Genomic DNA, 25,673 nt, shown 5'->3' on the forward strand with positions numbered 1-25,673 from the left:
CGCCGGGGCATCGCCGATAAAGGGCGTACCCAAAATGCCTGTCCGTGTGCAATGCGGCCTTGCCATTGCCCCCAATCCAACGGAGACAAGCCCAGATGAAGCCAAACCGCACCGCCTCTGCGAATCTTCGCAACCGTGTCCTTGGTCTTGCCTGCACGCTCACGCTGGGGGGTGCTCTGGCGCTCGCGGCGACGGCATCGCTGGCCGGGCTGCCCGATCCATCAAGCTTGTCCTATCCCGTCGCGGCGGAGCAATGGCCGCTGACCGGGGGGGATCAGTCGGGCACCTGGTTTTCCGCGCTGACCCAGATCAACGATACCAACGCGGGCCAGCTCGGGCTCGCCTGGGCCTATGACATGGGCACCGATCGCGGGCAGGAAGCGACCCCGCTGGTGATCGACGGAGTGATGTATACGTCGGGCGTATGGGGCATCGTCTATGCGCTCGACGCCACGACCGGAAAGCTGATCTGGCAATTCGATCCGGGCATCGATCCGATGTCGGCGCGCAATGCCTGCTGCGACACGGTCAATCGCGGCGTTGCCTATCGCGACGGCGTGGTCTTCGTCGCCTCCGAAGACGGCAAGCTGCACGCGCTCGATGCGAAAACCGGCGCGGAAAAGTGGACCGCCGACACGATCATCAATCGCAAGCAGGTCTACGCCTCGACCGGGGCCGTGATCCTGACGAGCGACGCGGTGGTGATCGGCAATTCGGGCGCCGACCTCGGCGACGGATCGTCGCGCGGCTATATTTCAGCCTGGGACATCAAGACGGGCAAGTTCAAGTGGCGCTTCTTCACGGTGCCGCCCGCGCCCGATCAGCCGTTCGAACACCCCGAGCTGGCCATGGCGGCCAAATCGTGGGGCCCGAACCGCGACGGCAAGTACCAGAACGGCGGCGCGGTGTGGGACGGGCTGTCCTATGACCCGCAGACCGACCAGATCGTGTTCGGCACGGCCAATGCCTCGCCCTATCTGCGCGTCAAGACCGGCGCGGAGCGCCACGACGACCTGTTCAACGCCTCGATCATCGCGGTCAACGCGCAAAACGGGCGGATGAACTGGTATTATCAGGAAACTCCGGGCGATTCCTGGGACTATGACGCGGTGCAGAAGTTCATTTTCGCCAATCTGCCGGTCGGCGGCGAAAAGCGCCGCGTGGTGATGCAGGCGTCGAAAAACGGGTTTTACTACACGCTCGATCTCAAGACCGGCAAACTGCTCGCCGCCGATGCGTTTACGTATGTAAACTGGGCCAAGGGCGTCGATCTGGCCACCGGTCGGCCGCAGTTCACCGAAGTCGCCGACTATTCGAAACGGCCGAAAAACGTCTATCCCTCATGGGCCGGTGGCCACACCTGGAATCCGATGTCGTTCAGCCCGAAGACGGGGCTCGTCTACATCCCGACGCTCGACGTGCCCAATGTCATTCTCAACATGGCCGGCAACGGCGGCGCGCTCAAACACGTCGAAGGGTTTTTCAACGCCGACGGCCTGATCCCCGACGACACCTACGATCCAGCGGGCATGAAGCGGCTGTTCGGCGCCCTGCCCGACAAGGCGGAACTGGCCAAGGAGCGCCCCGGCACCAGGATGGTGCGCGAAATCCTGAAAGCCTGGGATCCGGTCAAGCGCCAGGTGGTGTGGAGCCAGGTCACGTCCGAAGGCAACCGCGGCTATGACGGCGGCGTGCTGTCGACGGCGGGCAACATCGTCGTCCAGGGACGCGGCGACGGCACGATCTGGGTCTATAATGCGACTACCGGTCAACCGATCAAGACGATCCAGACCGGCAGCCATATCATGGCCGCGCCGATGACCTATAAAGTCGGCGGCGTACAATATATCGCGGTTCAGGCCGGCTACGGCGGGTCGGGCATCAGCTTTCCGATCCCGCCGTCGAGCGCGGCCTATCGCAACATGAACACCAACCGCATTCTGGTGTTCAAGCTGGGCGGCGGCGCGGTCACGCCGCCCGAACCGCGCGTCAATCCGTTCGATTATCCCGAGCCGCCCAAATTCACCGCCACGGCGGCCCAGATCGCGCACGGCGAGGAAAAGTTCACCGAATACTGCTCGCGCTGCCACGGCTTCGGCCCCGGCGTGACTCCCGACCTGTCGCGCCTGCCGCCCGAAGTCCACGCGATGTTTGCCGACATCGTGCTCAAGGGCGCGCTCGCGCCGCTCGGCATGGCGCCCCTGAACGACGTTGTCAGCAAGGATGATGTCGAGGCCATCCATGCCTACTTGCTCGATCAGGAAAAACAGGGCTACGAGGCGCAGCATAAAAAAACCGCCGGCAACTGATCGTCGGCCAAATTCAGGGAAAGACCTTTGTCACACGACGCCACGCTCGCGCATTCGTTAAAGCCGCGCCACGTGACGATGATCTCGATCGGCGGGATCATCGGCGCGGGTATCTTCGTCGGATCGAGCGTGGCGATCCACATTGCCGGCCCTGCCGTGCTCGCGACCTATTTCCTGTGCGGCCTGCTCATCTTCGTGATCATGCGCATGCTGGGTGAAATGGCCATGGCGCGCCCCGGCGTGGGCTCGTTCACGGGCTATACCTCGCTCGGCCTCGGGCCCTGGGCCGGGTTCACCAATGCCTGGCTCTATTACTATTTCTGGGTCATCACGATCGCGGTCGAAGCGATCGCCGGGGCCAACATGCTGATGCCGTTCGTCCCTTTGCCGATGTGGGCGCTGGCGGCGCTGCTCATCGGGGCGATGACGGCGGTCAACCTGTTCTCGGTCAAGACGTATGGCGAATTCGAATTCTGGTTCGCCAGCCTCAAGGTCGTGACGATCGTCGGCTTCATCTCGCTCGGGCTTGGCTATGTGTTCGGCTTTGGTCCGGGGCTGGCCGCGCTGGCCGCGCAATTCAACGCGCATGGCGGGGCGCTGCCTTCGGGCTGGAGCGCGATTTTCCTGGCCATTCCGACCGTCATCTTTTCGATGATGGGCAGCGAAGTCGCGACGATCGCGGCGGTCGAAACCGAAGATCCCGCGCGCAACGTCGTGCGCTCGGGGCGCACCGTGGCACTGCGCATCATGTTTTTCTACCTTGGCTCGATCGCGGTGATCCAGGCCATCCTGCCGTGGGATCAGGTCGTTCCGGGCAAATCGCCGTTCGTGGCCGCGCTTGGGCTTATTCACGTTCCGGGCGCCGAAGCGATCATCGGCGCGGTGATCTTTACCGCGATCATCTCGTGCCTCAATTCGGCGATCTATGTGACGAGCCGGATGCTCCACGAAATGGCGCAGCGCGGCGACGCACCGGGCCCGTTCGGCCTGTTGTCCGCGCGCAAGGTTCCCGCAAAAGGCATCCTGGTCTCGGCGGTGCTCGGCTTTGGCGTGGTGATGACCTCGGTCCTGTCGAAAAACGGCCTGTTCGCATTCCTCGTGCAATCGTCGGGCGCGACGATCCTGTGCGTCTATCTGCTGATCGCGTTTGCCCAGATCCATTTGCGCAAGCGCCTCGAACGCACCGGCGAAGCGCTGCAGATCAAGGTCTGGCTGTTTCCCGTGGTCAGCTATGCTGCGGTGCTGAGCATTCTGGCGGTGCTGGTGATGATGTTGCTGTCGAGCGAAGAGCGCACCGAAGTCGAGCTGTCGACGGGCGTGTTTGCGCTTTGCGTGCTCGCCTATCAGTTGCGCGCGCGCCATGGCAGCCCGGTCGTGGCGATCACTGAAGGCACGCGCTGATGCGTCTTGCCCCCTTTGCCCTGCCGGCCCTGCTGACAATGGCGGGTCTGGCGCAACCGGCTGCGGCAAAGCCCGAGCCCGTTCTTGCGCTGACCAGCCCGGATTTGCCCGCAGGCAAGGACATTCCGGTGCTGTTCACCGGCAAGGATTTCGGCTGCACCGGGGGCGAGGTTTCGCCCGCGCTCGACTGGCACGGTGCGCCGACAGGGACGAAAAGCTACCTCGTGACGATGTACGACCCCTATCGCCCGCCGCAATCGGGCTGGTGGCACTGGATCGTCGCCGACATTCCCGCAGCGGCCCATGGCCTGCCGCGCGGTGCGGGCAATCCCGGCGGGGCGCTGCCTGCGGGCGCGCATAACGTTCGCCCCGATGGCGATGCGCCCGCCCCGCGCTATTACGGCCCCTGCCCCGACAAGGGCAATCCGGCGCACCATTACGTGATCACCGTCTATGCGCTCGATCTGGCCACGCTCGGCCTGCCCGAAACCGCGACGGCAGCCGATTACGACTATGCCACCAGCGGCCATGTCCTCGCCCGCGGCCAGATCGTGCGCAGCTATCGCCGCCCCTGATCGGGCTTGGCGATGCGCCCAGTTAAAACGATTGCATAAATGCGGTAAAGGCTTGGCAGAGACCCGCCGCCCGTGCCACTCAAGCCCTGCCGCGCAAGCGAGCGAAGTTTGAGAGGACGGGACATGCAAAGCCAGAATAGCGGTCTGATCGGGGCGATCGAGGCCGGCGGCACCAAGTTCATCTGCGCGCTGGCGCAAAGCGACGGCACGATCGTCGCGCGCGCGCGGATCGACACGCGCACCCCGGCGGAATGCTTTCCCGATCTCGCCGCATTCTTTCGCGAAAGCAGCGAGGCCCATGGCCCGATCGCCGCGTTCGGCGTCGCCAGTTTCGGCCCGATCGACATCGATCCGACATCGCCTGCCTATGGCACATTCACCACCACGCCCAAGCCCGGCTGGCAGGGGGCGCGGTTTCACGACGTGCTCGATCCGTTCGGCGTGCCCTTTGTCGTCGATACCGATGTCAACGGCGCGGCGCTGGGCGAATATCTCCACGGCGCAGGCCAAGGTGCGCGCACGCTCGCCTATACCACGATCGGCACCGGCGTCGGCACCGGGGTCTTGCGCGATGGCCGCTCGATGATGGGCTTTTCGCATTACGAGATGGGGCATATCCATCCCAATCACGACCGCGTCGCCGATCCCTTCCCCGGCTGGTGCCCCTATCACGGCGATTGCCTCGAAGGGCTGGTTGCAGGGCCCGGCATCATCAAGCGCTGGGGCAAGAGCCTCGACCAATTGGCGGGCGATGCCGACAAGATCGAGCTGATCGGCGGCTATATCGCCGATCTTGCCGCCGATCTCGTGCTGATGCACATGCCCGACCGGCTGATCTTTGGCGGCGGCGTGATGAAGGCGCCCGGCCTGATCGAGGCCGTGCGGCGGCGCACACTCGCGCGGCTTAACGGCTATATCCGCCACCCCCGGCTCGATGCGGGGCTTGAAACCTATATCGTCGGCCCGGCGCTCGGCGACGATGCCGGGATCACCGGCGCCATTGCCCTGGGGCATCAGGCGCTCGCCGATCGATAGGCGTCAGGCCATGACTTGCGCGATATGGCGGGCATGGTCGGGCGCGCGTGCGGCTTCTTGCGCCATCGCCGCGCGCAGCTTGGCCAGCCAGTCGCGCGCGTCGATGCCGCGATAATCGATCAACGGATCGCAATCCTCAGGCACATTGCCCTGCCCCAGATGCACCGCCAGCCAACTGTCGGGCCCAAACAGATCCAGCTCGCGCGCAATCAACCGACCGTGCCGACGGAAATGCGCGATCTTGAGCGCCAGTGTTTCGGGCACGTCCATCGCGGCGGTGTGGCGCCACAGCTCGGCATCGTCGCGCTGCATCAGCTTGTAATGCAGGATGATGAAATCGCGGATCCGCTCGGTCTCTCCGCATGCTACGCAATTGAACTCGTCGATCACCAGCGGATCGAACCGCTTGTCCGGGAAAAACGCGATCAGCTTTGAGATATTCGCCTGGATCAGGTGAATGCTGGTCGATTCAAGCGGCTCGAGAAAGCCGCTCGACAGCCCGATGGCGATGACATTCCTGACCCAATGCCGCCGCCGCCGCCCGGCCTTGAAGCGGATAAAGCGCGGATCGGCCAAAGCTTCGCCGTCGAGCCGCCCGGCCAGCAATGTCGCGGCGCGATCGTCGTCGAGAAACGCGCTGCAATAGACATAGCCATTGCCGATGCGATGTTGCAGCGGGATGCGCCATTGCCAGCCCGCCTCTTGCGCCGTGCTGCGGGTATACGGCGTGGGATTGGTCGATCCTGCCGGGTGTGCGCAGGGCATGGCCACCGCGCGATCGCAGGGCAGCCAGTGGCTCCAGTCTTCAAACGGCTCGTGCATCGCCCCGTCGATCAGCAGGCCGCGAAACCCGCTGCAATCGATGAACAGGTCCGCCTCAAGTCGTCGCCCGTCATCGAGCCGCACCGCTTCGACAAAACCGGTCTCGCCATGCTGATCCACCGCCGCAATTGTGCCCTCGACCCGCGTCACCCCGCGCGCTTCGGCATAGCCGCGCAGAAACCGGGCATAGCCCGCCGCGTCGAAATGATAGGCATAGTCGAATGTCGACATCACGCTGCGCGGATCGGTCGCCGGTTTGGCCATCCGCCCGGCGCGCGCCAGAGCCCAGGCCATTGCATGCTCGTCAAATGACGAGGTATCGCCCATCGCCCGCGCGCGCAGCCAGTAATGGTGCAGCGAAACGACATCGAAATTGCGCCCGTGCGGGCCAAAGGGGTGAAAATAGCGGCCATCGCGCGCGCCCCAGCCGACGAATTCGATGCCCAGCTTGAACGTGCCTTGCGTGGCGCGCAGGAAATCCTTTTCGGCAATGCCCAGGGTTTCGTTGAACGTGCGGATCGGCGGGATCGTCGCCTCGCCCACGCCGACAATGCCGATATCATCGGATTCAACCAGCGTGACCTGGCATTCGTGGCGCAGGATCTGCGCCAGCATCGCCGCCGTCATCCACCCCGCCGAACCCCCGCCGACAATCAGCACCTTGCGAATGCGCGTATCGTCCATTGCCGTCGCCTTATCCGAAAAAGGGCGGGCCGACGCCTCCGCGCCAACCCGCCCCCCTTTATCACACGAACACGATCACGCGCCGCTTCAGAACGTGAACTTGAGCGAACCCTTGACGCTGCGGCCGTCGGCGACCGTCGCGCTGTAGAATCCGCCGCCGACCGTGCCCGGCTGACCGCCCTGGAGCGCCAGCGCATTGAACAGGTTGTACACGTCGACCCCGGCCTGGAGATTTTTGGTCAGCCAGATCTTGGCGAAGGCCGTAAACACCGCCGAGCCCGGATAGCTGTATTCGGTCGCGCCGACATATTGCGGCGTGCTGGTATTGCCCGTCACACTGACCCCGAGCGTCGATGCGTCGGTCGGGCGATAGCTTGCCTGAACCGTATAGGCGAGATGCGCCAGAGCCGAATGCTTCGACGCCGCGCCGGGAGTCGTATAGTTCGAGAAATCGCCGGTCAGATTGGCAACGAGATTGAACCGACCGAGCGCATAAGTCGAAAACAGCTCGTACCCGGTATCTTTGTACTGGCTGGTCAGCGTACACGTCGTGTTGACCGAATAGCTCGGATCGATCGGCGCACAGTTCGCGCCGATGCCGAACGAAGAGATCGAATACTTCGTCTTGAACAGCGTCGCTTCGACCGTGTAGTGCCCGCCAAACAGGGCACCACGGCTCTTCACACCGATTTCATACTGATCGACCGGATAGCGTTCCGATGCCAGCCCTGCCGCATTGAGCGAACCGTCGGGATTGGCATTGCCGGTCCAGGCAAGCCGGTCGGCGTTGAAACGCACGCCATGCGCCGCACGCGCAAACACCGACGTGTTGCCCGTCGCCTTGTAGAGCAGACCGACGGTCCAGTTCGTCGCGTGCTGGTTGAAGTTGAAATAGGTCGGCGTGTCGAGAAAGGCATAGGGTATCGCCGTCACGACCGGCTTGCCGGTGCGCGGATCGATCTGGGTCACATTGACCGTGCTGACCGAGCTGGCGCCCGAGCCGCCCCATTGCGTGCCCTGATAATGGAACAGTTCTTCGCGCACGCTGCCGTCGAGGCTGAACTTGTCGAGGTCGAGCACGAGATTGGCATAAGGCGCATTGATCGCGTAATCGAGATCATAGCTCTGCGCGCAACAACCACCGGTCCCCCAGTTGTTGTTGTAACCCGCCTGACCATTGACCGCGAGCAGATTGCCCGTGCCGTTGGCCCCCGAAACCGGGTCGAGCATCGCCGGATTGGCCCCGTTCGAGCCTTCCGAGAACGTCACGTTGGGGTGCCAGTCGATCCCGACATGCTGGTCGAAATAGAACCAGCCGGCGTGCGCCGTGGCCAGCAGGCTGCCCATGGTAAACTTGCCCGACAAGGACAGGTCGTTGGCGACGCTGTTGAGATCGCGCATGTGCGAATAGATGTCGGTATTGGTATTGATCACCGATCCCGAATAGACCTGCCCTGCGTTGGCACCGTTGGCATAGATGAACGAACCGATGGTGTTCGCCGAATTGGGAATGGTCGACCCGATCAGGCCCGAGGCAAGCGTGCCGCCGTAAAAGCCCGCCGCGAACGAGCCGTTGACGAAGCCGACGCGACCGTTTTCATCGACCGTGATCGCATCGCTCAGGTTGTAGTGGAACTGCAACTGGAACAGGCGCTGGTGCGTGACGATGCCGTTGTTTTGCACAGTTTGCGTATTGGCGCGCGAAGCATCGGTGCCGTCATAGTTGACGACGGTCCACTGCCGATTGAAAATCGAATAAGTCCCGGCCTGATCGCGATAATCAAAGCCCGGCGCCGCGGCAAAACCCGAATAGGATGAACCGTTCAGATTGCCGGTGACGAGACCCGCGTTGTACGTCGGCTCCTGCGTATCGGCGATCTTGAACAAGATGCGGATGAAATTGCGCGAATCCGCAAATTCCTTGGTGATGTTGCCTTTGATTTCATACGAATCGCTGACATTGTATGACGCATGGCGCGTGCCGTGGCCAATGTCGAAATAGCCACCGACATTGAAATAGGTGCTGTCGTTCACGCTGCTCGACAGCAGGCCTTTGACTTTGGTGTAGTCGTAATTGAGGCCCTTTTCGAGCTCGACATAGCCGCCGTCGCTCTTGCTGGTCTTGCTGATATAGTTGACGACACCGCCGACCGCCTGTGAAGCGAATGTCGAGGCGGAACCACCCCGGATCGCCTCGACGCGTTCGTCGATCGGGCCGATGTGCGTGAAATAGTCGTTATTCGCAAACGACATGTCGCCATTGAGTACGACCGGCAAACCGTCTTCCTGCACTTGCAGAAACGGCGACCCGCCCGATGGTGTGGTCAACCCGCGAATGGTGATATTGGCATTGCCGCCGGGGCCGCTATTGCCCGGAACCTGGATCCCGGGAAGGAACCGCATCAATTCGGCATCGCTGGTCGGGTTGAAATTGGTGATCTGATCGTTGCTGACCGACGAGACCGAGACCGATGTGTTCAGCTTGCTCTGGCCGCCCTTGACCGCGGTCACGACGATTTCGGAAAGCGTGTCCTTGCTCGCGTCCACCGACTTGTCGGCAGGCGCCTGCTCTGCGGCAAACGCGGGCGCCGCAGAAAACGCGACGATGCCGGCAACGGCGGTCAAAGCCGCGAACGAGACACACGAATGCAATGCTGGGCGCTTCATCAGGTATTCCCCCATGGAACGCCCCCGCCTCAACAGGCGGGGGTCGAATGAGGACGGCATAAATCCTATTACAAACGTTTGCAACCCCAATTGCAAAGGATTGCATTGACCATTGGTGCAAGCTCGACGAGTGTGGCGCGGGCGCACCACCCCTCCATTGGGCGGCGCCCGGCTTGCATTCCGCAAGTGCAAAGGCCAGACACAACGCCATGAACGAGGATAATACCGGAGAGGCGAGCATGCCGGAAGCGGGCATCGCCGCGCCGCGACAACGCATTCGCAATATTACCGAACTGGCCCAGCTCGCCGGCGTTTCGCCCGGCACGGTCTCGCGCGCGTTGGCCGGAAAGACGCTGGTCAATCCGCAAACGCGCGAACGCATCCAGACGCTGGCGCGCGAACACGGCTTTCGACTCAATCAGATGGCGAGTCGCCTGCGCACCCAGCGCACCGGAGTCATCGGCGTGGTCTTTCCGCTCGGTCATGAAAACCGGCAACACATCTCCGACCCGTTCTTCATGTCGCTGTTCGGCTATCTCGCCGACGAACTGACCGAAAGCGGGCATGACATCATGCTGTCGCGCGTGATTCCCGGCGATACCGAATGGCTCGACCGGATCGTCGATTCGGGCATGCTCGACGGCGCGCTGGTGATCGGCCAATCGGATCAAAGCGCGGTGATCGATGCCGTGGCCGCGCGCTATCTGCCGCTGGTGGTCTGGGGATCGCATCGACCCGATCAGGTGCATTGCACGGTCGGAGTCGACAATCGCCTGGGCGGGCGCCTTGCCGCCGAGCGTCTGCTGGCGATCGGCAAGACCCGCCTCGCATTTCTGGGCGAAACGCGCGGACCCGAAATCGCCGACCGTCTGGCCGGTGTGCGCGATGCCATCGCCGGGCGCAGCGACGTGACCTTGCGCGTCATGCCGACCCCTTTGTCGAGCGAAGCCATGGCCGAACAAGTCGCAGAACAATTGGCCGAACTGGGCGACGATCTCGACGGGATTGTCGCCGCGTCCGACGTGATCGCGATGATGGTCTTGCGTGTTCTGCACGAACGTGGCGCGCGCGTACCCCAGGGAATCGCGGTGGTCGGGTTCGACGACTTGCCGCTGGCCACGCGCACCGTGCCGCAATTGACCACCGTGCGGCAGGACATCGCCGCCGGGGCCAAGGCGATGGTCGGCGCCCTGATGCAGCGCATCGCGGGCGTCGCGGCCCCGGCCACGATCCTGCAGCCGGAACTGATCATCCGCGAAAGCGCATGATCACCGGGCGATTGATCACCCCGCGATCAGCACCCGATCGCCGTCATAGCGCAAACGAAACACCGGCGCGGGCGTGCCGCCGAAATGGCTGCGCAACAGTTCGGGATGGTCGGCAGGCGAGCGCCCCTCCATGCCCCAGTAATCGATGAAGCTCCACACTTCGTCTTCGCCGGTGACCCACCAGCTATAGCTCTGGGCCGGTTCGTCGAGCGGGTTGGCGGCGACCAGTCCGTTGCCGTTGACCGGGCGCCAGGGGCCCGAAATCTGGTCGGCGACCATGGCATAAAGCCCGTTGGGGCCTGCAAGCGTATCAGGGGAAAAGGTGTGCCGCTGCGTTGACCAGAACAGGTAATAGCGCCCGGCGCGACAGACCAGGCAGGCCCGTTCCAGTTCGTTGTTGACCCCGATCGCCTCGACCAGCGGATCGCCGAGCACCCATGCCTCGCCTTCGCGCGTAGCGATCCCGACGATCCCGTTGCACGCATCGCGGCTCCATGCCGCGCTGGCGGTGAACACCACATGCGCCTTGCCCGTCGCGGGATCGCGAAACCACGCCGGATCGCGAAACGCCTTGATCGTGCCCGGAACGGGGTCGGCAATTTCCTGACGATCGCAGACATAGCGCACCCCGTCGGCGACCACGATTTCGCGCGGGGTCTGCCATTGGCCGATAGCCGCATCATCGTCCAACCGGCCGTCGACCGCAAACAGGCGCTGTTCAAACGAAAACGGCCCGCCGCGCCGCCCGGCAACGGTATAATACAGTGTCACCGTCACGCCGTCATCGGCCAGAACCGCGCTGCCCGCCCATTCGCGCGACCCGGGATTGAGCCCGTCGGGCAGGGCATGGCCATGGTCGCGCCAGCCATCCGCCCCATGCGACATCAGCCGGATGCGGGCAAAGACATGGCGATCGGCCGGATCGGGCAGGACCGGAGCGCTGAGCAGGAACCACAGCGCGCGCCCCCGGCGGATCACCGTCGAGCCGTCTTCGTGCGCCAGCGGCCAGCAATCCCACAAGTCGATGCCGGGCAGGATCGGCGCCACATCGGCGGCGGTTATGCGCGGCAGAGTCGGCGGATCGCCAAACGCCTGCGGCGCCCAACGGCTGGCACCGAAATTTTCAATCGATTGTCCAATCGGTTGCAGGCGCAAAGCGGGATCGTGAGACATGGGGAGGACCGTCTTTGTGTGGGAATCTGAAAAAGCGGGGAATCAGGCAGGAAATGACGCCAGGGGCAGCGCGCCGGCGCCGTGGCTCCTGACACAATGAAAGATCGCGACGCTTTCCGCGCGCAATGGCGGCAGCGGCAGCCCTGCGCGCGCCAGCCAGTCGGCGGCAAAGGCGACCGGCGCCTGCCCCGCCCAAAGCGCGGGAACGGGCGCGGCATGGCCCGCAAGCCCGCCGGCAATTCCCAGCAGGCGCACTGCAAGCGGCCCTTCCGCGTCCAGAAACGGCAGCGCCAGCGGCCGCGGGCGGCGATCGAGCGGCGGCGCCGTGCGGATCACCCAGACGAGCAGGCCGCGGTCGAGCGAGCCTTGCGCCTGCCAGACAAGGCCATCACCCCCCTCGCCCAGCCACACCCCGCCGCCATGCGCGAGATCGCGCGCCCAGCGGGCAAAGCCGATCCAGCGCGCCAGTGCGGCACGATCCGCAGGGTCGAGCGCGTCGGGATCGAGCTCCACGCCGAAATGACCCATGCTCGCCACGGCGGCGCGAAACGCCATCGACTGGCTGCGCCCGGTGGCATGGGCCGGGCTGGCGCCGATATGGCTGCCCATCACTTCGGGCGGCAGAAAGCTCAGAAATCCGCGCTGCATCGCCACGCGGCTGACCGCGTCGATCGTGTCGCTGGTCCAGAAGCGGTGAACATACGGAACCATTCCCGCATCGCTGCGCCCGCCCCCGCCTGCGCACGATTCAATCTCGACATCGGGATGCGCCGCGCGCAACCGCGCGAGCAAGTCGTATGCTCCGCGCACTTGCCCGGCGCCGCCCGCAGGCACGAGGTCGCGGTTGTGATCCCATTTGAGATAGCCGATCGGCACTGCGCGCAAGACCGTATCGAGCGCGGCAAACAGATAGTCGCGCACATCCGTCCGGCGCATGTCGAGCACCAGTTGCCCGCGCGAGGTCAGCAAGCGATGCCCGTCATGGCGCAGCGCCCAGTCGGGGTGCGCGCGATAGAGGTCGCTGGCGGGATTGACCATTTCCGGCTCGACCCACAGCCCGAATTCCATGCCCAGCGCGCGCACCGTCTCGGCCAGGGGGCCAAGCCCTTGCGGATAAGTCTGCGGATCGGGGGTCCAGTCGCCCAGCCCGGCGCTGTCATCGCGGCGCCCCTTGAACCAACCGTCATCGAGCACGAAACGTTCGGCCCCGACCGCCGCCGCCGCACGGGCCAGGGCCGCGATACGCGCCGCGTCATGATCGAAATAGCAGGCTTCCCAGCTATTGAGATGGACCTTGCGCGGGGGCATTGTCCCGCCCGGCCAGCGCAGCATTGTGCGCACCATGGCATGCTGCGCCGCCATCGCGCCGTTGCGCCCCTGGCCGATCGCCAGCAACGCGTCGGGCGCAGACCAGCTTTCGCCGGGGCCAAGCACCACTTCGCCCGGTTGCAGGACGGCGCCCGCCGAAAGGACATGAAACCCTTCGTCGTCGCGCTCGATCGCGATGCGGCTGTCGCCCGACCAGCATAGTTGCAGCGAAAGCACCTCGCCCGCATGCCAGCCCGCATCGGCGCCCAGCACATAGACCCCCGGCGCGCCGCCATGCCCGGAAATCCCGCGTCGGCTTTCGCGCAACCATGCCTGCGCGGGCAAAGGTTCGACCGCTTCGACCAGCTCGGCATTGTGCCGCCCGCGCCACGAGACCACCCGGTCGGCGCCATCGGGCAAAGGCACCATGACGCTGGCCAGCCAATCGAGCGCGACCGGCGCATCGCCCCGGTTGATCAGCTCTGCGCCGATCCGCCAGCCGCACGCCGCCTCGACACGGAACGTCTGCACCAGCTCGACGCGCGCGACTTCATCGCGGCACGCAATGCGGATCGCGTTGTCGGCGTATTCGACGTGGACCACAGTCCAGCGCAGCGGCAAGGCCACCCCGTCGCGGTGCAGCACAGCCACGGGCGGGCCGAACCAGCCCGCTGCAAAGACCGGCGCGGTCGACAAAGGGCAATCATCGTCGAGCGAATAGGACGCCGCCGTGCGTGTTTGCGCCAGCGGCGGCAATGTGCCCGGCACGACCCGCGCGCCGCAATGGCGCCACAGCGGAGCCCCGCCCGCAACGGGTTCGATGACAATCGTGCCGTCACCGGCATGAAGCGCCAGGACAGTCACGCCACGGTGGCTTTCATCGGCGCCGGGCGCGCACGCCCTTCCTCGACCCAGGCCACGGCCATCCCGGCCACGATCAGGCAGGCGCCGCACAGCCGCAACATCGCGCGCGGATCGTTGTTCAGCGCGCGATGATAGACATCGAACCCGATCGACACGAAACCGAGATCGAGCCTGCTCATCAACAGCGCAAAGACCAGCATCGGGATGACGATCATCATGTTGAAAATGCCCATATAGACCCCGGTGCGCGCGGACGGGATCGAACTGGTCAGGATCGTATAGGGATTGCCCATGATACTGCCCCAGGCCAGCCCGACACCGATGGCAGGGACAAACAGCAGCGCCTTGGCCTGCACCATCGGCAGCGCGATCATGCCCAGCCCGCCACAGACCAGCGCCAGCGCATGGAGCGGCCCCGGCCCGATCCGGCGCGCCAGCGGAACCATGCCAAACGCGCCCAGAAACGCGACCGCATTGTAGAACGCGGCGACTTCGCCATTGGTCAGCACCGCGCTGTGAAACGCGGATGTCTGCGGATCGGCGGTGTGATAGATCGTGCGCCCCATCGCATAGACCGCATAAGTCCAATAGCCCGACATGCCGAACCACTGGAACAGGCTCATCAGCCCGAGCTTGCGCATCGCGCGCGGCATGGTGCGGATCGCATCGACGATTTCCATCAGCGTTGCGCCAAATCCGCGCGGCCGCCCCAGGATTTCGGCGCGCTCGTCATCCGACAGCGGCAATTCGGGCACGCGCCAGATCGACCAGACAATCGTCGACAGCGACAGCACCGCGCCGATCGAAAACACCACGCGCACGGTATAGGGAATGTGATGCGCGTCGACCCAGTCCTGGTTCATGCCCAGGCCAACGAGGATCGCGGGTGTCAAGAACGCCAGCATTTGCGCAAGGCCGGTAAACGCGCTTTGCGAGAGGAACCCGAATTGGCGCTGCGCCGGATCGAGCCGATCCGATACATAGGCGCGATAGGGCTCCATCGTGATATTGTTGCCCGCATCGAGCAGCCACAGCAGCGACGCCGCCATCAGGATCGACGAAGACAGCGGCATTGTGAACAGGCCGATGCAGCACAGCAGCGCGCCGAGCAGGAAATAGGGCGTGCGCCGCCCCCACCGTCCGGCGGTGCGATCGCTCATCGCGCCGATCAGCGGCTGAATCAAAAGGCCGGTCATCGGGCCGGCCAATTGCAACAGCGGCAATTGCGCCTCGTTGGCCCCCAGATAGCTGTAGATCGGGCCCATGTTGCCCTGTTGCAGCCCGAAACTGAATTGCAGCCCCAGAAACCCGAGGTTCATTTCGAGAATGCGGCCAAGCGGCAAGCGCGGGCGGTGAACAGGCACGGCAACTCTCCCCCGGGGGCTTCAACGGCCCTCATGGCGGGGGTCATGTCACAAATCGCGTCCTCTGGCAACAATCGTTTGCAAACATGCAATCCAAGGGGTTGGAGGAGCGTGCGACGCTCTCCCAACCCCCGCATGTCTCAAACCCATTGACGGATCAGATCATCCCAGAATGCCGGGCAGATCGAGCCCCTTTTCGCGCGCGCAATCGAGCGCGATGGCATAGCCCGCGTCGGCATGGCGCATCACCCCCGTCGCCGGGTCGTTCCACAGCACGCGCTCAAGCCGCCGCGCCGCCGCCTCGGTGCCGTCGGCAACGATGACCATGCCCGAATGCTGCGAATAGCCCATGCCCACGCCCCCGCCATGATGCAGCGAGACCCAGGTCGCCCCGCTGGCGCAATTGAGCAAGGCATTGAGCAAGGGCCAGTCGGACACCGCGTCGGACCCGTCCTGCATCGCCTCGGTTTCGCGATTGGGGCTGGCGACCGATCCCGAATCGAGATGATCGCGCCCGATCACGATCGGCGCTTTCAATTCGCCGCTGGCGACCATTTCGTTGAACGCGAGGCCGAGCCGGTGCCGGTCGCCAAGCCCGACCCAGCAGATCCGCGCCGGGAGCCCCTGAAACCGGATCTTTTCGCGCGCCATATCGAGCCAGCGATGCAGATGCGGATCGTCGGGGATCAGTTCCTTGACCTTCTGATCGGTGCGATAGATGTCTTCCGGATCGCCCGACAGCGCCGCCCAGCGAAACGGGCCGATCCCCCGGCAAAACAGCGGGCGGATATAGGCGGGGACGAAACCGGGAAAGCCGAACGCATTGACGACGCCTTCATCGAGCGCGACCTGACGGATATTGTTGCCGTAATCGGTGGTCGGTACGCCCAGCGCCTGAAACGCCAGCATCGCCTCGACATGGCGCGCCATGCTCGCCTTGGCCGCTTTGGCCACGACTTCGGGCTCGCGCTCGCGCTTTTCGACCCATTCGGCGACGGTCCAGCCGGTGGGCAGATAGCCGTTGATCGGGTCATGCGCGCTGGTCTGGTCGGTCAGCAAATCAGGCCGGATGCCCCGGCGCAGCATTTCGGGAAGCACTTCGGCGGCATTGCCGATCAGCCCGACCGAAACCGGGGTCTTCGCGGCAGTGGTTTCGTCGATGATGGCCATGGCTTCGTCGAGCGTGTCGGCGCGGCGATCGAGGTATCCGGTGCGCAGGCGCATGTCGATGCGGCTGGCCTGGCATTCGATGGCCAGGCACGAGGCCCCGGCCATGACCGCCGCGAGCGGCTGCGCGCCCCCCATGCCGCCAAGCCCTGCGGTCAGGATCCACTTGCCCGCCAGGTCGCCGCCATAATGACGCCGCCCCATTTCCACGAACGTCTCATAGGTGCCCTGCACGATGCCCTGCGTGCCGATATAGATCCACGAGCCCGCCGTCATCTGGCCATACATCGCCAGCCCCTTGCGATCGAGCTCGTTGAAATGCTCCCAGGTCGCCCATTTCGGCACGAGGTTGGAATTGGCGATCAACACGCGCGGCGCATCGACATGGGTGCGAAACACGCCGACCGGCTTGCCTGACTGGACGAGCAGCGTCTGATCCTCTTCCAGCCGGGTCAGCGCGGCGACGATCTTGTCATAGCTGTCCCAATCACGCGCGGCGCGGCCGATCCCGCCATAGACCACCAGTTCTTCGGGCCGTTCGGCGACATCGGGATGCAGGTTGTTCATCAGCATCCGCAAAGGCGCCTCGGTCAGCCACGATTTCGCGGTCAGCGTGGTGCCGGTGGCGGGACGGATGACACGGGTGTTGTCGAGACGGTTGCTCATGCGGATTCTCCCGAGATGGCAAAGGCAAGCGCGGCGTCCAGAACGCGGCGCAAAGTGGGGGCGATGACCGGCGCCGGATCGAGCGGCGCGGGCCAGTTGGTCGGATCGATGGAAACGGGTTCGTCAACATAGCCGCGCAGCGCGAGTTCCATCTGCACGGCATGGACGCCCTGCTGCGGGTCGCCGTAATGGCGCGTGGTCCAGCCACCCTTGAAGCGGCCATTGACGACATGGCCGAGCCCCGATGCGGCGCACTCTTCGGCAATCGCGGCTTCCAGCTCGACGGCGCAGCTCGCCCCGCTGTTGGTGCCGATAGCGAATTGCGGCAGTTCGCCGTCGAACAGGCGCGGAATACGGCTGCGGATCGAATGCGCGTCATAGAGCACGACGCGCGGGTGCATGGCGCGCAAACGGGCAATTTCTGCCGTCAGCGCGGCATGATAGGGATCGAAATAAGCTCTTCGCCGCGCCGCGACCGCCGCTTCGTCGGGCGGCACACCGGCATAGAGCGGATCGCCGTCGAACGTCGTCGTCGGCACCAGTTCGGTCGTCGCCTGCCCGGGATAGAGCGACACGCCCGAAGGATCGCGGTTGCAGTCGATCACGCTGCGGCTGATCCCGGTCGCCACGGTGGTCGCCCCCAGATCGCGGGCAAAGGCATACAGCGCGGCGATCCACCAGTCGGCATCGCGCTGCGCCAGCCAGGGCGAGACGAATTGCGCGTCGAGCCCCGCCAGACCGGTGCCGCCATGGGGAAACGCGACAATCAGCGGCGCGTCGCCGCGATGAACCCGCAGCCAATCCATCAGCAAACCCCCGGAAGCGCCTGCTTCACCACTTCGACCAGACGCCCGGCGCGAACGAGCGCATTGGCAGCCTCCATGTCGGGGTGAAAATGGCGGTCTTCATCGAGCGCGGGCACTTGTGCGCGCAAGGCCCCGCGCGCCGCTTCGAGCGCGACAGACGAAGGCAGCGGCTGATGAAATTCGCACCCCTGCACGGCTGCGAGCCATTCGATGCCGATCACCGCTTCGGCATTGGCAACCATCGCCGCCAGTCGCCGCGCACCATGGGCGGCCATCGACACGTGATCTTCCTGATTGGCGCTGGTCGGGATCGAATCGACGCTCGCCGGATAGGCCATCTGCTTGTTTTCCGAAACGAGCGCGGCGGCGGTGACTTGCGGGATCATGAAGCCCGAATTGAGCCCCGGGCGCGGCGTCAGGAATGCGGGCAGGCCCGACAGCGCCGGATCGACCAGCATGGCAATGCGCCGCTCGGCAATCGAGCCGATTTCACACACCGCCAGCGCGATCATGTCGGCGGCAAAGGCAACCGGCTCGGCATGGAAATTGCCGCCCGACAGCGCTTCGTCGGCCTCGGGAAAAATCAGCGGGTTGTCCGAAACCCCGTTTGCTTCGTCATCGAGCGTTGCCGCCGCCTGGCGCAGCACGGTCAGCGCGGCGCCCATGACTTGCGGCTGACAGCGCAGGCAATAGGGATCCTGCACGCGCGCATCGTTGTCGCGATGGCTGGCTCGGATCGTGCTGCCGGCCATCAGCGCACGCAGCGCGGCGGCGGTCTCGATCTGCCCGGCATGGCGACGCAACGCATGAATGCGCGGATCGAACGGCGTGTCGGAACCTTTGGCCGCCTCGGTCGACAAGGCGCCGGTAACCAGCGCGGACTGAAACAGTCGCTCCGCGCCAAACAGCCCGGCAAGCGCATTGGCGGTCGAAAACTGCGTCCCGTTGAGCAGCGCGAGCCCTTCCTTGGGGCCAAGCACGATCGGCGCGAGCCCGGCGCGGTCCAGCGCGACCGTTGCGGGCAGGCGTTCGCCGGCATAGTCGATTTCGCCCACCCCGATCATCGTCGCCGTCATGTGCGACAGCGGCGCCAGATCGCCGCTCGCGCCGACCGAGCCTTGCGCGGGGACCACCGGGGTCAGCCCGCGTTCGAGCATCGCTTCGAGCAGCGCGACCGTCTCGGGCCGTATCCCGCTCGCGCCCTGGGCCAGGCTGGCCAGCTTGAGCGCCATCATCAGCCGCACGACCGCGACCGGCGACGGCGCGCCGGTCCCGGCGGCGTGGCTGAGCACGATATTGCGCTGCAACGTGGCGAGATCGGCGTCGTCGATACGCACGCTCGCCAATTTGCCAAAGCCGGTGTTGATGCCGTAAACCGGCTCGCCTTTCGCCAGAATGCGCGCGACCGCCGCCGCGCTGGCAGCAATCGCCGGGGCCGAGGCCGGATCGAGCCGCGCGGGCGCGCCGCGCCAGATGGCGCGCCAGTCGGACAGACCAACGGCACCGGGGGTAAGCACAAGCGTGGTCATTGACCTCTCCAATAACGGGCATGGAGGGGCCGCCCCCCGATGCGATAGACCAGTTCGGCAGGCGCCGCGACATCCCACACGGCCAGATCGGCCCAGGCGCCGGGCACCAGCGCGCCAATGTCCTTGCGCCCGAGCGCCCGCGCGGCATGGATCGTCACCCCCGCGAGGCATTCCGCCACGGTCAGGCGAAACAGCGTCGCACCCATGTTCATCGCCAGCAACAGCGAGGTCAGCGGGCTGGTGCCGGGGTTGCAATCGGTCGCCAGCGCGATCGGCACGCCTGCCGCGCGCAAGGCGGCGACCGGGGGCAGATGCGTTTCGCGCGTGAAATAATAGGCGCCGGGCAGCAGCGTCGCGACCGTGCCCGAAGCGGCCATGGCGGCGATCCCGGCGGCGTCGAGGTGTTCGAGATGATCCGCCGACAAGGCGCCATGGCGCGCGGCAAGCGCTGCACCATGCAGGTTCGACAATTGCTCGGCATGCAGCTTGACCGGAAACCCGCGCGCCTGCGCCGCCTGAAACAGCCGCTCGACTTGCGCGGGGGAAAACGCAATCCCTTCGCAAAAGGCATCGACGGCATCGATCAGCCCTTCGTCGGCCAGTGCCGGGAGCATGCCGTCGATCACGTCATCGAGATAGGCGTCGGCACGCCCGGCAAATTCGGGCGGCACGGCATGGGCACCGAGAAATGTGGTCGAAACCGACACGCCGAGCTTTTCGCCCAGCGCGCGTGCGGCGCGCAGCATGCGCCGTTCCGCGGCCAGTTCGAGCCCATAGCCCGACTTGATCTCGACCGTGGTGACGCCGTCTGCGATCAAGTCGCCAAGGCGCGGGGCGCTGGCCGCGACGAGCTCCGCCTCGCTCGCGGCGCGGGTCGCGCGCATCGTCGAAACGATACCACCGCCTGCGCGCGCAATGTCTTCATAGCTGACACCGACCAGCCGCGCTTCGAATTCGCCCGCGCGGCTGCCGCCGTAGACAAGGTGCGTGTGACAATCGATCAGGCCGGGGGTGACCAGTCGTCCTGCGCAATCAATGGTCCGCGTTGCCCGAAATGCGGGCGCCTCGCCTGCGGGTCCGGCATAGATCACGCGCCCGTCCCGCGCCGCGATCACCGCATCCTCGATCAGGACATCGGGCAGGCCATCGGGCCGCGCCCCATCGCTCATCGGCAGGAGACGCGCGCCCGTCCACACGGTATCGCAGGAAGGGGCCGTTTCGGACATCGTCAAACCTCGTGAAGCATTGCCTCGCTGAGCAAATATGTATAGACATTAATTGCGCGTCGCAAGCGCCTTGTGCACGACCGTGTTGAAAGGAAATCCGCGATGAACCCACCCCTGCACTTCGGCACGGCGCTGCTGCCCGACGGCTGGCATGACGATGTGCGCGTAGTCGTTGCGGGGGGCCGAATCGCCCGAATCGAGACCGGTATGCCCCCTGCCCCGGATGACGAGCGTCACGCGATTGCCGTCCCCGGCCTCGGCAATCTGCACAGCCACGCGTTTCAACGCGGCATGGCGGGCCTGGCCGAACGGCGTGGCGCGGGCGACGACAGTTTCTGGACCTGGCGCGAAGTCATGTACCGCTTTCTCGAACGCATGGGCCCCGACGATCTCGTCGCGATCGCCGCGTTCGCTTATGTCGAAATGCTCGAAACCGGGTTTACCCGCGTCGGCGAATTTCATTACCTGCACCACGATCCCGCCGGGCGCGGCTATGCCAATCCGGCGGCGATGAGCGTGGCGATTGCCGAAGCCGCCGCCGAGACCGGCATCGCGCTGACGCTGTTGCCGGTATTCTATGCCCATGGCGGGTTTGGAGGGCAGGAGCCAACGGCGGGGCAGCGCCGGTTCCTTCTCGATCTCGACGGATTTGCGCGCCTTCGCGACCATGCGGCGCGCGCGCTGGCGTTTTTGCCCGACGCCGTGCTCGGGCTCGCCCCGCATTCGCTGCGCGCGACGACGCCTGACGAATTGACCGCGCTCGCCGCGATGGCGGGCACTGCGCCGATCCACATTCACATCGCCGAACAGACCCGCGAAGTCGACGACTGCCTTGCCTGGAGCGGCGCGCGCCCGGTCGAATGGCTGTTCGACCATGCCCCGGTCGACCGCCGCTGGTGCCTCGTCCACGCAACGCACATGACGCCCGACGAAACCCGTCGGCTGGCGCAAAGCGGCGCAGTCGCCGGGTTGTGTCCGATCACCGAGGCAAACCTTGGCGACGGCTTGTTTCCCGCGCGCGACTATGCCGACGGCGCCTGGGGCGTGGGCAGCGATTCCAACGTGCTGATCGATGCAGCCGAAGAACTGCGGCTTTATGAATATGGCCAGCGGCTGTTCCATCGCGGACGCAACATGCTCGCCCCTGCCCCCGGCACGAGCACGGGCGCGGCGCTGTTTGGCAGTGCGCTGGCCGGCGGCGCGACGGCACTGGGCACACCCGCCGGGATTGCCGTGGGGCATAGCGCCGATCTGGTCACTCTGGCGGCCGATCATCCCTGTCTGATCGGGCGCAGCGATGATGCCCTGATCGACGGATGGCTGTTTGCCGCCGGGCGCGGCGCCATCGATTGCGTCTGGCGCCATGGCGTCAAGCTGGTATCGGGGGGGCGTCATCACGCGCGCGAAGCGATTGTCCATCGGTATCGCGCCGCGCTTAGCGGATTGCTGGAATGAAGCCTGTTCCGTTGCACGAACGCATTCGTGCCGAAATCGAAAGCGCCATCATGGCCGGGCGCCTGCGCCCCGGCGACCGGATTCCCAAGGAAACCGACCTGATGGCCGAATATGGCTGCGCGCGGATGACGGTCAACAAGGCGCTGTCGGCGCTGGCGGGCGCCGGAATGCTCGAACGGCGCAAACGTGCGGGCAGCTTTGTCGCACAGCCGCGCACGCAATCGATGGTGCTCGACGTGCCAGACCTTGCCGCGCAAATCAAAGGCCGGGGACAGGATTATCGCTGGGATCTGGTCAGCCGCAAAGTCGTCAAGGCCGATGCGCTGGGCACGCCTTCGCATGTCCTGAGCGTGACCGGCGTGCATTATGCCGACGGATTGCCGCTGGCGCACGAAGAACGCATGATCAATCTGGCGCTCGTGCCCGAAATTGCCGAGGCGGACTTGACGCAGGCCCCGCCCGGATCGTGGCTGATCGCGCATGTCCCGTGGACCGAGGCGGAAAACCGGATCAGCGCGACCGCCGCCCCGCCCGCAATTGCGCGCGCACTGGGCATAGCGCGCGGCGCGCCGGTCCTGTCGCTCGAACGCCGCACCTGGCGCGGGCCCGACACCGTAACCCGCGTGCGCCAGCATTTCGTCGCAGATCGCTATGAACTGATCGCGCGCTTCGGACCGAATTGAGAAAAGGCCAAAATGAAAAAAGGGGGCCGACCAGCCCCCCCCTTTCCCTATCAGAACTTGGTCCCGACCTTGATGCCGAAATACTGCGGCTTGATTGGATAGATGCGCGAAAAGTGCGCGATACCCAGGCTCGGGTTGTTTTCGATGTCTGCCGGAGATATCTGCGCATTGTGCGACAGTGACCCGCGCTTGTCGAAAGCATTCTGGATGAACAGCTGAAAGGTATAGTTGCCTTTTTTACCGCCAACCGAGAAGTCCGCCGTGGTAAAGCCTGCACTGTTGCCGAACGTGGCATTGTCATTGACGCCAAGCAGACTGGTCGAATTAGACTGCGTGTTCATGGAACCCTGGACAAACGCGTCGATCGACCCGACCGGGAATTCATAGCGCGCATTCGCTGACATCTTGAAACGCGGCTGAACCGGAAGACGCGTTCCGGCGGGCGCAGCAAGTGTACCGTTCGCGCAGTCCGGGTTTCCGGTTGTCGGGCTGATCGAGCAGAAGTCGGTGGTCAGCGCGGCATCGTTGTACGCCCCCGAAGCAGACAGCGTCAGCCCCTTCATTGGGCGCAACTGCGCATCCATTTCCACACCATAGACGCGCGCGTCGCCTGCGTTGTAGATATTGGTGATGCCCGCGCCGGACAATTGCAGCGCGTATTGCAGGTCTTTCCACTTTTCATAGTAAACCGCACCATTAAAGCGCAGCATGTGATTGAACCAGCTGGTTTTCCACCCCAATTCAAAGTTATCGAGGGTGTCGGGCTTATAGGGGTTGATGCCGGCATAGCGATTGTTTCCGCCCGGGCGGAAGCCGGTCGAATAGGTCGCATAGAGCATGTGATCAGTATCGATCTGCCAGGTCAGGTTGATCTTGTGCGTTTCGCCCGAACCATGCGAGCGTTTGTCGATGGCATTGTTGCAGCTGTCCAGCGTTGCCAGCGGAACCGTGCAGCCCGCGTTCGTCGCGGCGGACGAATAGCCGGAAAAACCGTCGAGCGAGTTGGTGTAGATGAACCCGCGGATGCCGGTGGTCAGCGTCAGCTTTGACGTGAGATCAAAGTTCGCCTGACCATAGGCGGCATAGTCGCGATCGGTAACATAGGCATTGGTGACGAACACGTCGTCGCCATAGACCGTCGAAGCCTGGCTCGCAGCGCTGACTCCGGGGATAAAATAGTTCAGGTTGGCATGGTTGGTCTGCCGCTGATAAAAAAGACCTGCGGTAACGCGCACCGGCGAAGATGACGGCGAGTTGATACGCAATTCGTGACTTTGCTTGGTCAACCGCTGAATCGACGTAAACTGCTGAGTGGGATCAATATTTTTACCATTGCTATCGGTAAAATAGGTATATCCTGGATGCGAAGCATAGGCCACAGTGTAATAGCTGTAATCCGCAGCCGTGTTTATCTTGCGCTTCATGTAACCGCCTGAATAGAGCAAGTCCCAGTCGCCGATCTTTCCTTCTATGGTCAGGCCAGCCTGAAACCATTCGTCGATATTGTATTCTGGCGTATAATCATGAACCGCCAGATCGCCCACAGCCGGGTCATACAGGAATGTGCCGTTGCTGTGCATGTGCTGCGCGATCAACTGCGGCGTGATCTTCCAGCCGTTCTCAAGCTCGATCCCGAGCGCGATGCGCCCGCCATAGCTGTCGACATCGTTGTAGTTGTTCTTGGCATAGGCGGAGTTGGTCACCGTCATCGGACTGGTGAGCGTGTTATCCTTGTTATTAGGATCGGTATAGGTGCGGTTATAGGTGCGGCTGCCCGGCAGGTTGTCGATATAGCCGCCGTCGTGTTCGTAGAAACCGACCGCACGCACCGCTACGCCATGCGCCACCGGCACGTTGATCATGCCTTCGACCGTGGCGCCGGCATTGCCCTTGCCATATTTGTCGGCGGTGACGTCAAAGCTGCCTTCAAGCTTGTCGAGAACAGGCTTGTTGGTGATCATGCGCAGCGTGCCCGACAGCGAACTCGCCCCGAACAGCGTGCCCTGCGGCCCCGAAAGCGCCTCGACGCGCTGCATGTCATAGACATGGACGTCGAGCAGAGCGCCGATCGTGGTGACCGGGATTTCGTCGAGATAGACGCCGCTCGTCGGCAGCGCGCCAAACGGCAGGCCATCACCGCCCGAAGTGATGCCGCGGAAAAACAGCTGACTCTGACCCGGCCCCATCGACTGAAACGACACGCTCGGCAATTGCTTGGCATAGTCATCGAACGACTGGACCTGATGCTGTTCGAGCGTCGCCGCGCCAAGCGCCTGCATGCTGATCGGCACGTGCTGGATGCTTTCCGACCGCTTTTGCGCGGTCACGACGATTTCGCCCGATGCGTTGGCGGACGCCGTATCGGCAGCCGGGGCCGCAGTCTGCGCCAGCGCAGGCGTTGCGACGAACGCGGCGGCAGAACCGCTCGCCAACAGCAGCGCAAGGCTGCGCGCCATCCTGGTGGTATCCCTCATGAAACAAGTCTCCTGTTTTCTTCATTTTGGTCAGGCCCTGTACCGCCCGTATGCCAGACCGAAAGGGCATGGCGCAAGACCACGCGCCCGTTTACCGTCCTTGCTCTGGACGTTCTCTTGCCAATATGACTATACATAAAGACGCCGTTGACAAGGCCGTTTCGGCAATCTTGCACCACCCTTTTAGACACCATGGA

General features: G+C 64.3%; 17 protein-coding genes. 7 read left to right on the forward strand and 10 right to left on the reverse strand.

Annotated features, from left to right (window positions below):
- The first annotated feature begins 95 nt into the window (after positions 1–95).
- The 4 genes from AQZ50_RS03950 to AQZ50_RS03965 all read left to right on the forward strand — a co-directional run bounded on the left by AQZ50_RS03950 (position 96) and on the right by AQZ50_RS03965 (position 5,320).
- Complete coding sequence (locus tag AQZ50_RS03950; protein WP_082703395.1) at positions 96–2,309, forward strand: PQQ-dependent dehydrogenase, methanol/ethanol family; 2,214 nt, start codon at positions 96–98, stop codon at positions 2,307–2,309.
- Between the two features lie 27 nt (positions 2,310–2,336).
- Positions 2,337–3,710 (forward strand): amino acid permease, encoded by a 1,374-nt coding sequence (locus tag AQZ50_RS03955; RefSeq protein WP_067742918.1) that lies wholly within the window; start codon positions 2,337–2,339, stop codon positions 3,708–3,710.
- Positions 3,710–4,285 carry a YbhB/YbcL family Raf kinase inhibitor-like protein gene (locus AQZ50_RS03960; protein WP_067742921.1) on the forward strand — a complete coding sequence of 192 codons (576 nt, stop codon included), beginning with the start codon at positions 3,710–3,712 and terminating at the stop codon, positions 4,283–4,285. The genes AQZ50_RS03955 and AQZ50_RS03960 overlap by 1 nt, the downstream gene beginning before the upstream one ends.
- 123 nt (positions 4,286–4,408) lie before the next feature.
- Positions 4,409–5,320: an ROK family protein gene (locus tag AQZ50_RS03965; protein ID WP_067742924.1), complete on the forward strand. Its 912-nt coding sequence runs from the start codon at positions 4,409–4,411 to the stop codon at positions 5,318–5,320.
- Positions 5,321–5,323: 3 nt separating this feature from the next.
- Here the strand turns inward: AQZ50_RS03965 and AQZ50_RS03970 are convergent, their stop codons facing one another.
- Both AQZ50_RS03970 and AQZ50_RS03975 read right to left on the reverse strand, forming a co-directional pair.
- Positions 5,324–6,826 (reverse strand): tryptophan halogenase family protein, encoded by a 1,503-nt coding sequence (locus tag AQZ50_RS03970; protein WP_067742927.1) that lies wholly within the window; start codon positions 6,824–6,826, stop codon positions 5,324–5,326.
- Between the two features lie 87 nt (positions 6,827–6,913).
- Positions 6,914–9,493, reverse strand: coding sequence for a TonB-dependent receptor plug domain-containing protein (locus tag AQZ50_RS03975; RefSeq protein ID WP_197412376.1), 2,580 nt, complete (start codon positions 9,491–9,493; stop codon positions 6,914–6,916).
- 209 nt (positions 9,494–9,702) lie between these two features.
- On the opposite strand from AQZ50_RS03975, the gene AQZ50_RS03980 reads away from it, so the two are divergent.
- Complete coding sequence (locus tag AQZ50_RS03980; RefSeq protein WP_082703397.1) at positions 9,703–10,761, forward strand: LacI family DNA-binding transcriptional regulator; 1,059 nt, start codon at positions 9,703–9,705, stop codon at positions 10,759–10,761.
- Between the two features lie 15 nt (positions 10,762–10,776).
- Here AQZ50_RS03980 and AQZ50_RS03985 read toward each other — a convergent pair whose 3' ends face one another.
- The 7 genes from AQZ50_RS03985 to hutI all read right to left on the reverse strand — a co-directional run bounded on the left by AQZ50_RS03985 (position 10,777) and on the right by hutI (position 20,864).
- Positions 10,777–11,934 (reverse strand): glycoside hydrolase family 68 protein, encoded by a 1,158-nt coding sequence (locus AQZ50_RS03985; RefSeq protein ID WP_082703398.1) that lies wholly within the window; start codon positions 11,932–11,934, stop codon positions 10,777–10,779.
- 42 nt (positions 11,935–11,976) lie between these two features.
- On the reverse strand, positions 11,977–14,106 hold the full coding sequence (locus AQZ50_RS03990) for an alpha-galactosidase (protein ID WP_067742933.1): 2,130 nt from the start codon (positions 14,104–14,106) through the stop codon (positions 11,977–11,979).
- On the reverse strand, positions 14,103–15,425 hold the full coding sequence (locus AQZ50_RS03995) for an MFS transporter (protein WP_067742936.1): 1,323 nt from the start codon (positions 15,423–15,425) through the stop codon (positions 14,103–14,105). Before AQZ50_RS03995 ends, AQZ50_RS03990 begins: the two co-directional genes overlap by 4 nt.
- A gap of 207 nt (positions 15,426–15,632) precedes the next feature.
- Positions 15,633–17,303 (reverse strand): urocanate hydratase, encoded by a 1,671-nt coding sequence (hutU, locus tag AQZ50_RS04000; RefSeq protein ID WP_067742939.1) that lies wholly within the window; start codon positions 17,301–17,303, stop codon positions 15,633–15,635.
- The gene (gene hutG, locus AQZ50_RS04005) at positions 17,300–18,109 is read right to left on the reverse strand and encodes an N-formylglutamate deformylase (RefSeq protein ID WP_067742942.1); all 810 of its coding nucleotides are present in this window, start codon (positions 18,107–18,109) and stop codon (positions 17,300–17,302) included. The genes hutU and hutG overlap by 4 nt, the downstream gene beginning before the upstream one ends.
- Positions 18,109–19,638, reverse strand: coding sequence for a histidine ammonia-lyase (gene hutH, locus AQZ50_RS04010; RefSeq protein WP_067742944.1), 1,530 nt, complete (start codon positions 19,636–19,638; stop codon positions 18,109–18,111). The genes hutG and hutH overlap by 1 nt, the downstream gene beginning before the upstream one ends.
- Complete coding sequence (gene hutI, locus AQZ50_RS04015; RefSeq protein ID WP_067742947.1) at positions 19,635–20,864, reverse strand: imidazolonepropionase; 1,230 nt, start codon at positions 20,862–20,864, stop codon at positions 19,635–19,637. The genes hutH and hutI overlap by 4 nt, the downstream gene beginning before the upstream one ends.
- A 102-nt stretch (positions 20,865–20,966) precedes the next feature.
- On the opposite strand from hutI, the gene AQZ50_RS04020 reads away from it, so the two are divergent.
- Together AQZ50_RS04020 and AQZ50_RS04025 are read left to right on the forward strand one after the other, a co-directional pair.
- Positions 20,967–22,319 carry a formimidoylglutamate deiminase gene (locus AQZ50_RS04020; protein ID WP_067742950.1) on the forward strand — a complete coding sequence of 451 codons (1,353 nt, stop codon included), beginning with the start codon at positions 20,967–20,969 and terminating at the stop codon, positions 22,317–22,319.
- The gene (locus AQZ50_RS04025; RefSeq protein ID WP_067742953.1) at positions 22,316–23,002 is read left to right on the forward strand and encodes a UTRA domain-containing protein; all 687 of its coding nucleotides are present in this window, start codon (positions 22,316–22,318) and stop codon (positions 23,000–23,002) included. Before AQZ50_RS04020 ends, AQZ50_RS04025 begins: the two co-directional genes overlap by 4 nt.
- A 50-nt stretch (positions 23,003–23,052) precedes the next feature.
- On the opposite strand, the gene AQZ50_RS04030 is transcribed toward AQZ50_RS04025, so the two are convergent.
- Entirely contained in the window at positions 23,053–25,476 is a 2,424-nt protein-coding gene (locus tag AQZ50_RS04030; protein WP_067742955.1) for a TonB-dependent receptor, read from the reverse strand.
- Positions 25,477–25,673: the final 197 nt, after the last annotated feature.

The sequence above is a fragment of the Novosphingobium sp. Fuku2-ISO-50 genome, from assembly GCF_001519055.1.
In the GTDB taxonomy this organism is placed as follows: Bacteria; Pseudomonadota; Alphaproteobacteria; order Sphingomonadales; family Sphingomonadaceae; genus Novosphingobium.

What these genes read in the sequence shown, in the direction of transcription:
- hutU (WP_067742939.1), bottom strand. Translation starts at nt 17,303, where the DNA reads ATGAGCAACCGTCTCGACAACACCCGTGTCATCCGTCCCGCCACCGGC.
- AQZ50_RS03960 (WP_067742921.1), top strand. Translation starts at nt 3,710, where the DNA reads ATGCGTCTTGCCCCCTTTGCCCTGCCGGCCCTGCTGACAATGGCGGGT.
- AQZ50_RS04030 (WP_067742955.1), bottom strand. Translation starts at nt 25,476, where the DNA reads ATGAGGGATACCACCAGGATGGCGCGCAGCCTTGCGCTGCTGTTGGCG.
- AQZ50_RS03970 (WP_067742927.1), bottom strand. Translation starts at nt 6,826, where the DNA reads ATGGACGATACGCGCATTCGCAAGGTGCTGATTGTCGGCGGGGGTTCG.
- hutI (WP_067742947.1), bottom strand. Translation starts at nt 20,864, where the DNA reads ATGTCCGAAACGGCCCCTTCCTGCGATACCGTGTGGACGGGCGCGCGT.
- hutG (WP_067742942.1), bottom strand. Translation starts at nt 18,109, where the DNA reads ATGGATTGGCTGCGGGTTCATCGCGGCGACGCGCCGCTGATTGTCGCG.
- AQZ50_RS03975 (WP_197412376.1), bottom strand. Translation starts at nt 9,493, where the DNA reads ATGAAGCGCCCAGCATTGCATTCGTGTGTCTCGTTCGCGGCTTTGACC.
- AQZ50_RS04020 (WP_067742950.1), top strand. Translation starts at nt 20,967, where the DNA reads ATGAACCCACCCCTGCACTTCGGCACGGCGCTGCTGCCCGACGGCTGG.
- AQZ50_RS03950 (WP_082703395.1), top strand. Translation starts at nt 96, where the DNA reads ATGAAGCCAAACCGCACCGCCTCTGCGAATCTTCGCAACCGTGTCCTT.
- AQZ50_RS03985 (WP_082703398.1), bottom strand. Translation starts at nt 11,934, where the DNA reads ATGTCTCACGATCCCGCTTTGCGCCTGCAACCGATTGGACAATCGATT.
- hutH (WP_067742944.1), bottom strand. Translation starts at nt 19,638, where the DNA reads ATGACCACGCTTGTGCTTACCCCCGGTGCCGTTGGTCTGTCCGACTGG.
- AQZ50_RS03965 (WP_067742924.1), top strand. Translation starts at nt 4,409, where the DNA reads ATGCAAAGCCAGAATAGCGGTCTGATCGGGGCGATCGAGGCCGGCGGC.
- AQZ50_RS04025 (WP_067742953.1), top strand. Translation starts at nt 22,316, where the DNA reads ATGAAGCCTGTTCCGTTGCACGAACGCATTCGTGCCGAAATCGAAAGC.
- AQZ50_RS03980 (WP_082703397.1), top strand. Translation starts at nt 9,703, where the DNA reads ATGAACGAGGATAATACCGGAGAGGCGAGCATGCCGGAAGCGGGCATC.
- AQZ50_RS03995 (WP_067742936.1), bottom strand. Translation starts at nt 15,425, where the DNA reads ATGAACCTCGGGTTTCTGGGGCTGCAATTCAGTTTCGGGCTGCAACAG.